At 70.9% G+C, this 13,221-nt stretch carries 13 protein-coding genes; 4 read left to right on the forward strand and 9 right to left on the reverse strand.

Features of this window, described 5'->3' with window-relative positions; all coding sequences use genetic code 11:
• Positions 1 to 340: 340 nt before the first annotated feature.
• The 5 genes from RJT50_RS13190 to RJT50_RS13210 all read right to left on the reverse strand — a co-directional run bounded on the left by RJT50_RS13190 (position 341) and on the right by RJT50_RS13210 (position 5,391).
• Positions 341 to 661 (reverse strand): NifU family protein, encoded by a 321-nt coding sequence (locus RJT50_RS13190; RefSeq protein ID WP_313691921.1) that lies wholly within the window; start codon positions 659 to 661, stop codon positions 341 to 343.
• 73 nt (positions 662 to 734) lie between these two features.
• Positions 735 to 2,231, reverse strand: coding sequence for an LVIVD repeat-containing protein (locus RJT50_RS13195; protein ID WP_313691923.1), 1,497 nt, complete (start codon positions 2,229 to 2,231; stop codon positions 735 to 737).
• Between the two features lie 109 nt (positions 2,232 to 2,340).
• Positions 2,341 to 3,801, reverse strand: coding sequence for an LVIVD repeat-containing protein (locus RJT50_RS13200; protein WP_313691925.1), 1,461 nt, complete (start codon positions 3,799 to 3,801; stop codon positions 2,341 to 2,343).
• A gap of 73 nt (positions 3,802 to 3,874) precedes the next feature.
• On the reverse strand, positions 3,875 to 4,843 hold the full coding sequence (locus RJT50_RS13205) for an ROK family protein (protein WP_313691926.1): 969 nt from the start codon (positions 4,841 to 4,843) through the stop codon (positions 3,875 to 3,877).
• 107 nt (positions 4,844 to 4,950) lie between these two features.
• A complete protein-coding gene (locus tag RJT50_RS13210; RefSeq protein ID WP_313691927.1) occupies positions 4,951 to 5,391 on the reverse strand; it encodes a universal stress protein in 441 nt (146 codons plus the stop codon).
• A gap of 145 nt (positions 5,392 to 5,536) precedes the next feature.
• Here RJT50_RS13210 and RJT50_RS13215 point away from each other — a divergent pair, with 145 nt between their 5' ends.
• Positions 5,537 to 6,271: an SDR family NAD(P)-dependent oxidoreductase gene (locus tag RJT50_RS13215; protein ID WP_313691928.1), complete on the forward strand. Its 735-nt coding sequence runs from the start codon at positions 5,537 to 5,539 to the stop codon at positions 6,269 to 6,271.
• A gap of 125 nt (positions 6,272 to 6,396) precedes the next feature.
• Complete coding sequence (locus tag RJT50_RS13220; RefSeq protein ID WP_313691930.1) at positions 6,397 to 6,618, forward strand: DUF7535 family protein; 222 nt, start codon at positions 6,397 to 6,399, stop codon at positions 6,616 to 6,618.
• 43 nt (positions 6,619 to 6,661) lie between these two features.
• Here the strand turns inward: RJT50_RS13220 and RJT50_RS13225 are convergent, their stop codons facing one another.
• The 4 genes from RJT50_RS13225 to RJT50_RS13240 all read right to left on the reverse strand — a co-directional run bounded on the left by RJT50_RS13225 (position 6,662) and on the right by RJT50_RS13240 (position 10,316).
• The gene (locus RJT50_RS13225; protein WP_313691932.1) at positions 6,662 to 7,654 is read right to left on the reverse strand and encodes an ornithine cyclodeaminase family protein; all 993 of its coding nucleotides are present in this window, start codon (positions 7,652 to 7,654) and stop codon (positions 6,662 to 6,664) included.
• Between the two features lie 141 nt (positions 7,655 to 7,795).
• Positions 7,796 to 9,436 carry a thermosome subunit beta gene (gene thsB / locus RJT50_RS13230; protein ID WP_313696018.1) on the reverse strand — a complete coding sequence of 547 codons (1,641 nt, stop codon included), beginning with the start codon at positions 9,434 to 9,436 and terminating at the stop codon, positions 7,796 to 7,798.
• 240 nt (positions 9,437 to 9,676) lie between these two features.
• The gene (locus RJT50_RS13235) at positions 9,677 to 10,093 is read right to left on the reverse strand and encodes a DUF7383 domain-containing protein (RefSeq protein ID WP_313691934.1); all 417 of its coding nucleotides are present in this window, start codon (positions 10,091 to 10,093) and stop codon (positions 9,677 to 9,679) included.
• 49 nt (positions 10,094 to 10,142) lie between these two features.
• A complete protein-coding gene (locus RJT50_RS13240) occupies positions 10,143 to 10,316 on the reverse strand; it encodes a hypothetical protein (RefSeq protein WP_313691935.1) in 174 nt (57 codons plus the stop codon).
• 80 nt (positions 10,317 to 10,396) lie between these two features.
• Here RJT50_RS13240 and RJT50_RS13245 point away from each other — a divergent pair, with 80 nt between their 5' ends.
• Together RJT50_RS13245 and RJT50_RS13250 are read left to right on the forward strand one after the other, a co-directional pair.
• Positions 10,397 to 12,817 (forward strand): penicillin acylase family protein, encoded by a 2,421-nt coding sequence (locus tag RJT50_RS13245; RefSeq protein ID WP_313691937.1) that lies wholly within the window; start codon positions 10,397 to 10,399, stop codon positions 12,815 to 12,817.
• Positions 12,810 to 13,187 carry a hypothetical protein gene (locus RJT50_RS13250; protein ID WP_313691938.1) on the forward strand — a complete coding sequence of 126 codons (378 nt, stop codon included), beginning with the start codon at positions 12,810 to 12,812 and terminating at the stop codon, positions 13,185 to 13,187. Before RJT50_RS13245 ends, RJT50_RS13250 begins: the two co-directional genes overlap by 8 nt.
• Positions 13,188 to 13,221 lie beyond the last annotated feature (34 nt).

The following is a 13,221-nucleotide window of genomic DNA, read 5'->3' on the forward strand; positions in this document are numbered from 1 at the left end:
TCCCGGGCCGAGCGGCTGCTCGACCCGAACGCGCCGGTCACCCACGTCGCTCCCACGGTGCGAGGTCGGGAACCGACGTCGCCGGATGAGCGGACGAACGTTTTCTTTTCATCGGACATTGCATCCGATTCGAGAAGGAAATGACGGATAAGGTTTTTCTATAGCCACCCTATTCGCCTTTAAGGTGTATGGATGGGCGACCTTGATACTCGGACGGTTCGCGCTCCGGCACGGGGTCGGCTTCGGAACGAACGGTCAGTTACGCGGTCGTCCGTTGGGGGCGGTCCGGGCGAGGCCGGGTGCTCGGACCGTCGGAGCCGGTGAGGGGGCGGGGCCCCGCTCAGAAGTGGTCGCTCGACTCGGTCGAGTACTGGAGGTCGCCGCCGCGGCCGCCCTCCACGGTGCTCGCACCCATGTCGCCGGTGTCGGGCACCTTTACCTGCACGTCCTCGACCTCCTCGAAGTCCATGATGAGATCGCGCGTGATGTTCTGGGCGGTGATGTCCGAGATGCCACAGCCCGAACAGGTGCCGCCGAGTTCGACGACGACCAGCCCCTCCTCCGGGTCGGCCTCGCGCACGACGCTCGTGCCGCCGTGCATCTGAATGATGGGCATCTGCCCCACCATCCACTCCTCCACGCGCTCGGCGAGATCGGTCATTACCCGACGATAGCGGGCCGAGCCTTGAAAGCTTGCGGTTGCGCCGGCCCTGCGACGCCGGAACGAAAGTGTCTCAGGATTCTTCACGGCCGCTCAGCCGGCGCCAGGCCGCGAGGCCCGCGCCGCCGAGCGCGGCCGGCGCGCCGAATCCCGGCACCGACGTCTCCGAGGCGGGGCTCTCGGGTTCGGTCACCACGTCGGTCGGTGACCCCGTCGGCGTCGGATCCGGCGTCGGCGAGTCCGTCGGCGGTTCGGCGGTCGACGCCGGCGACTCGGTGGCTGCCGGCGTCCCGGTCGGCTCCGGGAACGGCTCCACCGACCGCCCGTCGGCGTCCGGGAACACGTAGAGGCGCGCGGGCGCATCCTCGTCCGGGATACCCTTGCTCGCGGCCAGGAACGTCTCGCCGGGCGTGAGCACGCGGGCGGTCCACATCGACGCGGCCATCGGCCGACGCCAGTTCGTCAGTTCCGTCGGGTCCGTCGGGTCCGACACGTCGTGTCGCTTCACGCCGCCCCGGTACCACGACGAGTAGAGGACGCCGTCGCGGAGTTCGAAGTTGTGCGAGGTGGCGTCGACGCCGGTTCCGAGGTCGCTGTCGGGCGATTCGGGCGGTTCGATGGTCGCCAGTGCCGTCGGGTTCGCGGTGTCAGACACGTCGTAGAGGTCGATGCCCGAGGGCCCGCCCTCGCCCTCCATCGTCCAGGACTCCCCGCCGACGCCCAGCAGTTCCCCCGCGTCGTCGGTGGCGACGTAGTGGGCGTTTCCCGGCGGGCGGAACGTCTGGAGCCGCCGCTCCTCCTCGGACATGTCGGCGAGTTCTTCGGGCGGGACGCCGCCGACCGACGAGAGCGCGGTCGGCGCGCCCGGGTCCGACACGTCGACGAGCCACGCGCCGGCGTCCCAGCAGGCGAGATATGCGACGTCGTCACGGACCCAGAGGTCGTGGGCGGCCGGCGAGCCGCCCGGGTACACCTGGTCGTAGCCGGAGTCGGCGTCCAGCACGCCCCAGCCGCCGAGCCGCTCGACGCCGTCGTCGCCGACGTCGTAGACGCTCATGGACTCGGTCACGTCGGCGCTCGCCCCGAAGTAGGCCCGCTCGCCGTCGAAGAAGCCGTTGTGGATGGGGAACTCGGTCTCGTGGAACAGCACGCGCTCCGGCGAGGCGGGGTCGCTCACGTCGACCAGCAGGAAGCCGGTGAACCGCTCCTCGCGCCGGAAGTCAGTCTGGGCCATCACGAGCAGGCGGTCGTTCGCGTACTTCACGTCCCAGACGCCCGCGAGCGTCGCTTCCCCCTCGCCCGGCGCGAGTCCGCGTCGCTCCGCGAGGATCGTCGGGTTCGCCGGGTCCGAGACGTCCACGGACGCGTAGCCGTCGTCGACGGCGAGATACGTCACGTCGCCGTCGCCCCGGACCGCCTCCTTTGCGGTCTCGATCTCGACGCTCCCGAGCGGTCCGTACTCGTCCTGGCTGCCGGTCGAGCGGGCGGAGCCGGCGGCCGATCCGACGCCGAGGAGCGCCGTCGTTCCGAGTCCGGCGGCGCCGGCTCGGAGGAGGGTCCGTCGATGCATGGCGAACGGTGCCGGGGCGGCGCAAAAACGATGTCCGTTACTCAAATCGCCGCTTCACCGACCGGGTTGGACCGGAGACCCCGCCGGAGCGCCGTCCCGAGCCCCCACCTCATCGCCGGCCGAGCAGTCGCCACGCGGCCAGGCCGAGCCCGCCCAGCCCGGCCAGCACGCCGAAGCCCGGCGCGGCGGCGCTCGACCCCCCGGTTCCGGTCGCCGTCCCCTCCCGGACCGAGGTCGCGCTGGCGGGCGTCGCGGTCGCCGACGGCGTGGGGCTGTACGCGTCGGCCGGGTCCGTCTCGGGCCGCTCCCGTAGCGCCTCCGGGTCGCCGCCGGTCCCCGCCTCGTCCGGGAACGTCCAGAGGCCGGCGGACGCCTCGCCCGTTCCCATCGAGGACGCGACGAAGCTATCACCGGCGGCGACGCGGGCGGTCCAGAACCGCGTCTCGCCGGGTCGAACCCACCAGGTCTCCTCGACGGGGGTCGCGGGGTCCGACACGTCGTGGCGCTTCACGCCGCCACGATACCACGACGTGTACAGCGTCCCGTCGCGGAGTTCGAGGTTGTGCGCGGTGGTCCAGACGCCGCCGTACGTCGGATCGGCCGCGGACGGCGGCGAGATGCCGGCCAGGCGTGTCGGGGCGCTCGGGTCCGAGACGTCGTAGAGGTCGACGCCGCTCGGGCCGCCCACGTACTCGCCCTCGACGCGCGCCCCCCAGGACTCCTTCCCGACCGCGAGGAGGTCCTTCGTCGGGTCGGTGGCGACGTAGTGGTGGTTCCCCGGCGGCAGCAACGACGCCCGGAGCGGCGGGTCCGACAGTTCCGCCGGGTCGCCCGCGGGGATCGTTCCGACGTGGATCGGGTCCGCGGGGTCAGAGACGTCGAGGAGGTACGTCCCGGCGTCCCAGTAGGCCAGCGCGGCGAGGCCGTCCCTGACCCACACGTCGTGGAGCGGCCGGAGGCCGCCCGGCACGTCCCGCCAGGCGGCCTCGTGGTCGGTGAGGCTCCAGCGCGCGAGTTCGGCCGGCTCGTCGCCGCTCACGTCCACGACGACGAGCGGGTTGCCCGACGGGCCGTTGGCGGTGAGATACAACTCAGACCCGTCGAGGAAACAGTTGTGGATCGGGTACTCGGTCGGGAACACGGCCCGTCGGGTGGGTGCGGCCGGGTTGGACACGTCCACGATGACCGCGCCGGACCAGCCCTCGCCGACGGGGTTCGCGGGCCCGACCACGGCGAGAGTGTCCCCCGACAGCGTGACGTCGTATATCTGGGCCATCGCGCCCGCCTCGGTGTCCGACTGCAGGGTTCGTCGTTCCGCGAGGACGGTCGGGTCCGCCGGGTCCGAGACGTCGACGATGCCGTAGCCGTCGGTGAGCGCGAGGTAGACCGTCTCGCCGTCGGGGCCGACGACGGCCTCCTTGGTGCCGGCGAGTTCGAGGTGCCCGAGCGGTCCGTAGTCGGACTCCCGACCTGCCGCGGTCGCGCTGACGGTCCGCGTCCCCCCGGACGCTCCGAACAGCCCCGTCCCGATCAGGGCTCCGCCCGCTCGGAGCGCATCGCGTCGTCGCATACCTCCCGCTGCGGGGTCGGCGGGGATAGGAATGGCGGAGTCCCCCACGTGAACGTCCCGGCCGGTCGCCCCGTCAGAGCCGGGCGCGGTCGCCGGTGCCGTCCGTGAGCGCGGAGGCGAGCGCACCCTTCACCACGACGTCGTCGCCGTGTTCGGTGAGCCGGACGTCGGGGACGTTGGTGAACACCTCGTCGGCGAGGTGCTCCCGGACGTGGCCGACGACGAGGTCGGGGTTCTTCAGCGCGACCGCGCCGCCGACGAAGATCACGAGCGGGGCGTACGCGTGGACGATGTTCGTGACGCCGATGAGGTTCCAGCGCTGTATCCGCTCGACGACGAGGTCCGCGAGCGGGTCCTCGCCGTGGGCCGCGAACACGTCCGCCGCGCCGAAGGAGTCGGCACCGACCCGCAGGTCCGTCGCCACGTCGGTCGTCTCGTGGAGGTGGCGGGCGTACGCGGGCACGTTCTCGCCCGAGCAGTACGCCTCCCAGTGGCCGTCACGCCCGCACCCGCACGTCATCGCGCCCTCCGGGTCGACGACGACGTGCCCGAACTCGCCGGCGTTGCCGTCCCACCCGGAGAGGACGCGACCGTCGACGCAGACGCCGGTGCCGATGCCCGAGGAGACGGTCAGATACACCATGTCGTCGGGGTTGCGCTCGCTGTGGAAGCGCTCGCCGATGACGCCCGCGGCCGTGTCGTTGTGGAGGTGGATGTCGTCAGTGTCGAGCAGTTCAGCGAGCGGGCCGGTGAGCGGGATGCGACCCACCGTGTCGGGGAAGTTCGCGGGGTTGTCGACCGCGCCGTCCGCGAGGTCGAACGGGCCGAAGGAGGCGACGCCGGCCGCGCGGACGGTTCCGGGGTCGACGTCGGCGTCGGCGCAGGCGGCACGGACCACGTCCAGCACGGCCTCGGTGATCGCGATTCCGGTCGGGCCGTCGGGGGTCGGCCGGCGCGCTCTACCGCGGATCCGTGCGTCCTCGTCGCCGACGACGGCGCGGACGTTCGTCGCGCCGAGGTCGACGCCGACGTACGAAGCCATCACTCCGAGGGTACGCGGGGCGCTACGTAACGGTTCGGTTTCTCACCCGGTGACGAGTGAACGTTCGTGACGGAGCGGTCGGCGTTCGACCCGCGGGCGTCACCGCCTCACTCGCGGACGAACGTCACCGGACACGGCGCCGAGAGGAGAATCTCCTGGGCGGTGCTGCCGAAGACCGCCTTCCCGGTCGGCGAGCGGCGTCGGCCCCCGACGATGACGCGGTCGGCACCGATCTCGCCGGCAAGATCCGAGATGGCCTGGCCGGGCTCGCCGACGACGCCCCTGACCTCGAACTCGACGTCGGCCGCCTGGAGCTCCGTGCGGGCGACCCGGACGCTCTCCAGTCGTCTCGTCACGTCGTCGGCCGATCCCCCTTCGCTGTCGAGCCGGTCGAGCGCGTCGTCGACCGCGCGCTGTGATTCGAAGGCGTGGGCCACGACGACCCGTGCGCCGGTCGTCGCGGCGAGGTCGGTCGCTGCCTCCGCCATTCGTTTCATCCGGGCGTCGTCGTCGCGTCCGACTGCGAGCAGGACGGTTTCGATCGGCATGTGCTGGCACTCGAAGCCCCGTGGCAAAAGCGTAGCGACGATTGACCCGGTTTCGGATCCGGGTACTCCCCGGTCGCCGGGGCGCGCCCCACGCGGTGCCCGCGCGGTGGGCACCGTTTTGTCCCCGGCACCCGACCGTCTGCGTATGACTCCCGACCTGCGCGGACGGACCGCGCTCGTCACCGGCAGCGCGTCGGGCATCGGCCGGGGCTTCGCGCTTGCCTGTGCCGAACACGGCGCGGACGTGGCGGTCCACTACCGATCCAGCGGGGCCGAGGCGACCGCGACCGCCGGCGAGGCGCACGAGCACGGCGTCGAGGCGCTCGCGGTGCAGGGCGACGTGACCGACCCGGACGGGGTGGACGAGATCTTCGCGGCGGTCGAGGCCGAACTGGGGAGCGTGGACGTGCTCGTGAACAACGTCGGCGCGTTCGCGCCCGAGCACTGGGCGGAGCTCGACTTCGGGACGTGGCAGACCGTCCTCGAGACGAACGTCAACGGGACGTACCTCTGCTCGAAGCGCGCGCTCCCGGGGATGCGCGAGGCCGGGTGGGGTCGGATCGTCAACGTCGGCTACGCCGGCAGCGAGAGGGCGCTCGTCAACCCGAAGAACGCGCCGTACTTCATCGCCAAGACGGGCGTGTTGATGTTCACGCGGATGCTCGCGGCCGACACCCAGGACGACGGCGTCACGGTCAACGCGGTCTCGCCGTACGTCGTCGAGACCTCCGACGAGTTCCCCGAGGACGCGCCGCGGGGCCGCTGGGCGTCGGTCGAGGACCTCGTGAACGTCCTGCTGTTCTTCCTCCGCGAGGAGTCGGGCTACGTCTCGGGCGAGAACGTCGAGGTCGACGGCGGCTACCTGCCGGAATCGGTTTGATCGGGACCCCGCCGCGGCGGATTTCGAGACGGACGCCACCGGGGCTCGCCTCGGGGATCCGACCTGCCACACGCCGAACGGACCCCACGGAGCCTTTTTCGCCGTTCGAACCCAACTACGACGCCATGAGCCAGTCCACCGAACCCGAGGACCCGAGCCTGGTGTGGAGGGCGTACGACACGGTGACGCCCGGCTACCGTGGCCGCCCGGACGTGGAGATGAACGCCGTCGGGTGGGGACTGTTCCTCGGCCTCGTGATCCTGCTCGTCCCGCTGTTGCCGTTCCTGGTCGTCGTCTGGCTCGTCGGAAAACTCCTCGACGCGGTCGTCCCGACGGAGAGGGAGTAGCCGCCGGTCGTCCGTCGAATCCAGCCCACCTGCAGACCCGAACTCAGTCCGCCAGGCCGAGCAGGTCGAACGGGTAGCCGTTGTCCCGCTCGTTCGCGTGCTCGTAGACGACGTGGGCCGCAGCGACGTCCTGGATCGCCAGGCCCGTGGAGTCGAAGACGGTGATGCCGTCGGCGTCGGTGCGGCCCGCCCGGTCGCCGACGAGGATCTCGCCGATCTCGCCGTAGATGTCCGCGTCCGTCAGCACCCCGGCCGCGTACGGGACGTTGATCTCGCCGGAGTGGGTCGTCTGCGCGTGGTCGTCGATGACGATCTTGGCGTCCAGGAGGAGGTCGTCCGCCAGTTCGTGTTTCCCCTCGGCGTCCGCGCCCATCGCGTTGACGTGGGTGTGCTCGCCCACGGCGTCGCGCGGGACGATGGGGTCTTCGACCGGGGTCACGGTCGAGAGCACGTCGCAGGCGGCCGCCTCGGCGATGGAGCCGGCCCGAACCGCGAATCGGTCCTCGAAGGCGTCGATGAAGCGGGCGACCCGCTCCTCGTCGAGGTCGGAGACGACGACCTCCTCGATGTTCCGCACCGAGGCGATCGCCTCCAGTTGCGTGTACGCCTGGACGCCCGCGCCGACGATGCCGAGCGAGGAGGCGTCCGCGACCGCGAGGTGGTCCGTGGCGACCGCGGCGGCCGCGCCCGTGCGCTTCATCGTCAGTTCCGTGCCGTCGAGGATGGCGAGCGGGAACGCGTTCCGGGGGTCCGAGTAGATCATCGTCCCCATCACCGTCGGCAGGTCGTACTCGTCCTCGTTGTCGGTGTGGACGTTGACCCACTTCACGCCCGCCGCGTCCCAGTCGCCCGCGTCGAGGTAGGCGGGCATCGACCGGAAGTCCCCGTTGTACTCGGGGAGGTCGATGTAGGACTTGGGGGGCATCTGGGCGTCGCCGCGTTCGTAGGCGGCGAACGCCTCCTCGACGGCGGGCACGAGCTCCGCCATCTCGGCGTTCTCGTGGACCTCGTCGCTGTTGAGCAGCAGCGTCTCCATGCGCGCAAAATTTGCACGCCGGGATTAGAAGCCTCCGAAAGCGGTCGCCGTCGGTCGTCGTCCGCCGGTCGAAAGAAGTCGTGAGTCGGTCGGAAGGCGGTGCGCGGTCGGATCGGGTGTGACGTGTGCCTCAGTCGAGGGTCACATCGCGCCGCCCATGCCGCCCATTCCGCCCATGCCACCCATGCCGCCGCCGGGCGCGCCGCCCTCGTCGTCGTCGCCGGCGGTCGACAGGTCGCCCGCGGCGATGATGTCGTCGATCTTGAGGACGAGGTTCGCGGCCTCGCTGGCCGAGGAGAGCGCCTGTTCCTTCGAGTGGGCCGGCTCGACGACGCCCGCCTCGAACGTGTCCTCGACGTCGCCCGAGAACACGTTCAGGCCGGCGTTCGCGTCGCCCTCCTCGTGGGCCGCGCGGAGGTCGACCAGCGTGTCGATGGAGTCGAGCCCGGCGTTCTCGGCCAGCACGCGCGGGACGAGTTCCAGCGCGTCGGCGAACGCCTCGACCGCGAGCTGCTCGCGGCCCTCGACGGAGTCCGCGTAGTCGCGGAGCCGCGAGGCGAGTTCGACCTCGATGGCGCCGCCGCCCGGCAGCACGCGGCCGTCCGAGACGGTCGTGGCGACGACGTCGAGCGCGTCCTCGACGCCGCGCTCGAGCTCGTCGACGACGTGGTCGGTGGAGCCGCGCAGGAGCAGCGTGACGCCGTGGGCGTCGTCGCCGCCCTCGACGTAGAACAGCTCGTCCGCGTCGTCACGCGAGACCGAGCCGTGGCCCAGGTCCGCGGCCGTCGCGGACTCGACGTCGGAGACGACGGCCGCGTCGAGGATGTTCTGCAGGAACTGGAGGTCGGACTTCTTCACGCGGCGGGCCGCGAGGATGCCCTCCTTCGCGAGGTAGTGCTGGGCCATGTCGTCGACGCCCTTCTGGCAGAAGACGACGTTCGCGCCCGTCTCCTTGATGGCCTCGACCTTCGCGCGGAGCTGCTCCTCCTCCTGGTCAAGGAACTGCTGGAGCTGGTCCGGGTTCTCGATGTTGACGGAGGTGTCGACGTCGGCCTCCTCGACCTCGATGGGGTCGTTGAGGAGGAGCACCTTCGCGTCCTCGACGCTGCTCGGCATGTCGTCGTGGAGGGGGTCCTTGTCGACGACGGCGCCCTGCAGCAGTTCGGACTCGCCGGCCGAGCGGCCGGTCTGGGTCTCGATGGCGACGTTCTCCAGGTCGACGACGTGGCTGCCGTCGTCGGCCTCGACGGTGACCTGCTGGACCGCGCGGTAGATGAGGTCCGCGAGCACCTCCTTCTCGAGCTCGGCGCCCTTGCCGGTCATGGAGGTCTCGGCGACCTTCCTGATCCGGTCCTCGTCGTCGGGGTCGACGTGGGTCGCGATGTCGTCGACCTCGGCGCGGGCCTGCTCGCTCGCGAGGTGGAAGCCCTTGATGATCGCCGTCGGGTGGATCTCCTGCTCGATGAGGTCCTCGGCGTTCTTCAGGAGTTCGCCCGCGATCGCGACGGCCGTCGTCGTGCCGTCGCCGGCCTCGTCCTCCTGGGTCTCGGCGACCTCGATGATCATCTCGGCCGTCGGGTTGTCGATGTCCATCGTCGTCAGGATGGTGACGCCGTCGTTCGTGATGGTGACGTCGCCCATCGAGTCGACGAGCATCTTGTCCATGCCTTTCGGGCCGAGCGTCGAGCGGACGGCCTCGGCGACGGCGCGTGCCGCGGAGATGTTGTATTCCTGAGCGTCCTTGTCCTTCACGCGCTGGGAGTCCTCACCCATGATGATCATGGGCTGACCCTGCATTCGTCGCTGACTCATGGTCAGTCCTGAGTGTGGTTGTGATTCTACAAAAGTTTTTCCTTCCCGTCCCGCTCCCCCGTGCTCCGGCCAGCGTTACTGAACCGCGGAGAAGGAGGGACGTGACGGCCCTACACCGTGTCAACGACTGCCACAATGATCGCGTCCCGTGTTGGTTCCGCGCCGAGCGAACGGTCGTTTATATACTGGTCCCGACGGGGCGATCCGCGGTCAGCCGTCCGAGGGCGCGGCGTCCTCGGCACCGGCCGGCTGCTTCCAGTGGACGCGGACGGTTCCGACGGCGAACGCGTCGTCGGTTCCCTCGTCGCGACGGACCGCGAGGACGTTCTCACCCTCGATCAACGACGCGCCGGTCACCGCGTCGGTCCAGTGTTGCCACCCGTCGTTGGGCGGGATGTCGAACCCCGAGAGCGGCTCGCCGTTGAGCAGGATCTCGTGACCGTACTCGCCGACGTCGAACGCCTGGATGCCGACGAACGGGTCCCGCGGGTCGTCGGTTCCGACCTCGAACCCGTACTCGTCGGTCACGTCCCCGACGTCGTCGGCCCAGTCGAGCGAGAGAGAACTGTCGGACGGGCCGAGGTGAGCACCGACGTAGACGGTGGCGTAGGTTGCGTGGGTTCCCATTCCCGTCCAGTTCGGACCGGCCGGTACAAAGAATCGCGGGTCCCGGGGGCTACTCGTCGGTGTCGGCGGGGGCCGACAGCAGGTCCGAGTCCGTCTCCGTGGGCGGATGCTCTGGTTCGTCCTCGGCGTCGATGGTCTCCACCTCGCGCCGGTTGAGGCGGGCTTCGAGCTGCTCGCGCTTCTTGCGTCCCTGACGTTCGCGCCCACGTTTCGTGTCTGGCATTGACGTGTGTGTCAACTATACCCATGGTAAAGAAGCTTTCCGCCCGCCTCATTTATCAGGCCACACCAGACTGAACGAGCATGGATCGAGAGACGACGAGGCGGTCCCTCCTCGCCGCGATCGGTGGCGGCGCCGCGGCCGGGGGGTTTCTCGGACCGGTGCGCGGCTATCTCGACGGGTTCGCGCCGCTTTCGGGGGACGCGTGGCGTGCCGCCCGCGACGACCCGCCCGAGCGGATCGAGAGTCCCTACGGCCCCGCGGCGCTCCGCTACGACGGGGAGGCCGTCCCGCGCGTCGACGCCGACGACGAGCTGGCCGCCTACTTCGCCGTCGGCTACGCGCAGGGGGTGGACCGGCTGTTCCAGATGGACCTCCAGCGCCGGCAGATGCGCGGGGAGCTCTCGGAGGTCGTCGGCGAGGTGACGCTGGCCTCCGACCGCTTCCACGTCGAGATGGACTTCGCGGCCGCGGCCGCGGCGACCTGGGACGCCGTCGCCGGGAGCGACGCCGGCGCGGTGACCGAGGCGTTCTGCGAGGGCGTCAATCGCGCAAGGGAGGATCTCCCCCTCCCGCTGGAGTTCGGGCTGCTCTCGTACGAACCCGACCCCTGGACCCCCGAGGACGTGATGCTCGCCGAGAAACAGATCTCGTGGGGGCTGACCGGGAGCTTCCGCACGCTCCGAAAGGAGTCTCTCGCCGCCCGACTGGGGGAGGAACGGGCCGATCAGCTCCTGCCCGACAGGCTGGATCACGACGCCGCGATCCTCGGCCACGGGGGCGCGACCGACGACTGGGAGCCCGGGTCCGGCGCCCGAATCTCCGAGCAGGTCGGCCGACGGCCCCGCGAAACCGACCCGGCCCTCGAAGCGCGCCTCGCCGCGTTCGAGCCAGCGCCCTGGATCGGTTCGAACTCGTGGGCCGTCTCCGGCGAGCACACCGACTCCGGCGCGCCCATCCTGGCGAACGACCCGCACCTGTCGCTCATGGCGCCGCCGATCTGGTACGAGCAGGTCGTGCGGGTCGGCGACCAGACCGTCCGCGGCGTCACGTTCCCGGGCGTCCCCTTCGTCGTCATCGGCGAGAACGATGCGGGTGCCTGGGGGTTCACGAACGCCGGCGCGGACGTCATCGACTGCTACGAGTACGAGACGCGGGGCGGCGGGGCCGAGTACCGGTACGGCGACGAGTGGCGCGAGTTCGACACCCGCGAGCACGTCGTCGGCGTCGCCGGCGGCGAGGACCGAACCGTCACGGTCCGGAAGTCGGTCCACGGCTCCGTCGTCGGTGCCGAGTCGGACGGCGACGAGTTCCGCTCGGCCGTGGGGATCGCCTGGACCGGGCTCTCGGCGACCCGAACGACCCACGCGATCCGCGACATGACCTACAGCGAGGGGATCGACGATTTCGAGGCGGCGGTCGAACGGTTCGACGAGCCGACCCAGAACTGCGTCTACGCGGACCGGGACGGGAACGTCCTCTACCGGACCATCGGGAAGGTGCCCATCAGGCGAACGGACGGCGACCCCGTGGCCGGGAACCGCGTGTTCGACGGCTCCGCGCGCAAGGGCGAGTGGCCGGGCTACACGCCGTTCGGCGAGTCGTCCTGGGACGGGTTCATCCCGTTCGAGGAGATGCCACACGACCGGACCCCCGACTACGTCGGGACGGCGAACCAGCGGATCGTCGACGACGCCGACTACCCCCACTACCTCGCCGAAGCGTACGGCGCGCCGTTCCGCGGTATCCGGCTGTGGGAGCGACTGGACGACCTGGTCGGCGACGGCGACGTGACGCCCGCGGACATGCGGGAGCTCCAGCGGGACGTGGCCGACACGCGGGCCGACGTCCTGTTGCCACACGTCGAGGCCGCGGCCGACTCGCTCTCGGGCGATCCAGCGGACGCGGCCGCGGTGCTGCTCGACTGGGACCGGCGGATGGACCGTGACTCGCGGGCCGCGCTCGTCTTCGAGTTCTTCTGCCGGGAGTACCGACGGGAGGTCGTCGGAGAGGTGCTCGCGGACGCGATGGGGGCCACGCGCGACCCGACCGAGTACTACCCGAACTACTGGGCGCTCGCGGCGCTGCCGGAGGCCGATCCCTGGTTCCCGGACGGGCGTGCCGCGACCGTCGAAGCCGCGCTGACCGCCGCCCTCGAGACGCTGGAGTCCGAGGGGTGGGAGACCTGGGGGGAGTACAATCGCACGGCGATCGACCACCAGTTCGACCGCCCGTGGTTGAACTACCCCCGATATCCGATCGACGGCTCGGAGGCGACGCTGTTCAACTTCCGCCGCGAGTCGGGCATCGGCAGCAGCTGGCGACAGGTGTGTCCGATGGACGGCGAGTCGCGCTGCATCCTCCCCGGCGGCAACGCGGGGTCGGCCTACGACGAGGAGTATCACGGCCAGTTGCGCCGCTGGGCGGACGGCGAGTTCAAGCCGATGGACCGGTCGATCCGCGGCGACGTCGCGGTGCGGTTCACGGGGGAGACCGATGAGTGAGGACTCGACCGTCGAGGCTCGCGGCGACACGGCCGGCCGAGCCGGGCCCTCGCCGTCGCGCTGGGCGGCGACGCTGCTGCTCGCGCTCGTCGGCCTCGGACTCGCGTGGTCCCACTGGCTCGGGCTGGTCGCGGGCGCCGCGCTCGTGTCGCTCCCGCAGCGGACGCTCGCACGCGGCGTGGCCGCCGGGCTGGCGTTCGGCGCGCTGGCCGCGCTCGCCAACGCGTTCGTCGTCGCCAGCGCGGGGCCCGCTGCGCTGGAGACGTATCTGTCGATGGGACAGGCGTTCGCGGTGAGCGTCGCCATCCCGCTGGTCGCGGGGCTCGCCGGCGGACTGTTCGGCGGGCTCTCGGCGGGAGTCAGGGGCTAACTGGCGGTCGTTGATCGGGTCCGCCGAGGGGGCG

It is taken from the genome of Halobaculum sp. XH14 (assembly GCF_032116555.1).
GTDB classification, from domain to species: domain Archaea; phylum Halobacteriota; class Halobacteria; order Halobacteriales; family Haloferacaceae; genus Halorarum; species Halorarum halobium.

Excerpts from the sequence above, each read along its gene's own strand:
- RJT50_RS13235 (WP_313691934.1), bottom strand. The coding sequence starts at position 10,093 with ATGGGAACCCACGCAACCTACGCCACCGTCTACGTCGGTGCTCACCTC.
- RJT50_RS13225 (WP_313691932.1), bottom strand. The coding sequence starts at position 7,654 with ATGGAGACGCTGCTGCTCAACAGCGACGAGGTCCACGAGAACGCCGAG.
- RJT50_RS13190 (WP_313691921.1), bottom strand. The coding sequence starts at position 661 with ATGACCGATCTCGCCGAGCGCGTGGAGGAGTGGATGGTGGGGCAGATG.
- thsB (WP_313696018.1), bottom strand. The coding sequence starts at position 9,436 with ATGATCATCATGGGTGAGGACTCCCAGCGCGTGAAGGACAAGGACGCT.
- RJT50_RS13220 (WP_313691930.1), top strand. The coding sequence starts at position 6,397 with ATGAGCCAGTCCACCGAACCCGAGGACCCGAGCCTGGTGTGGAGGGCG.
- RJT50_RS13215 (WP_313691928.1), top strand. The coding sequence starts at position 5,537 with ATGACTCCCGACCTGCGCGGACGGACCGCGCTCGTCACCGGCAGCGCG.
- RJT50_RS13210 (WP_313691927.1), bottom strand. The coding sequence starts at position 5,391 with ATGCCGATCGAAACCGTCCTGCTCGCAGTCGGACGCGACGACGACGCC.
- RJT50_RS13205 (WP_313691926.1), bottom strand. The coding sequence starts at position 4,843 with ATGGCTTCGTACGTCGGCGTCGACCTCGGCGCGACGAACGTCCGCGCC.
- RJT50_RS13250 (WP_313691938.1), top strand. The coding sequence starts at position 12,810 with ATGAGTGAGGACTCGACCGTCGAGGCTCGCGGCGACACGGCCGGCCGA.
- RJT50_RS13240 (WP_313691935.1), bottom strand. The coding sequence starts at position 10,316 with ATGCCAGACACGAAACGTGGGCGCGAACGTCAGGGACGCAAGAAGCGC.
- RJT50_RS13195 (WP_313691923.1), bottom strand. The coding sequence starts at position 2,231 with ATGCATCGACGGACCCTCCTCCGAGCCGGCGCCGCCGGACTCGGAACG.
- RJT50_RS13200 (WP_313691925.1), bottom strand. The coding sequence starts at position 3,801 with ATGCGACGACGCGATGCGCTCCGAGCGGGCGGAGCCCTGATCGGGACG.
- RJT50_RS13245 (WP_313691937.1), top strand. The coding sequence starts at position 10,397 with ATGGATCGAGAGACGACGAGGCGGTCCCTCCTCGCCGCGATCGGTGGC.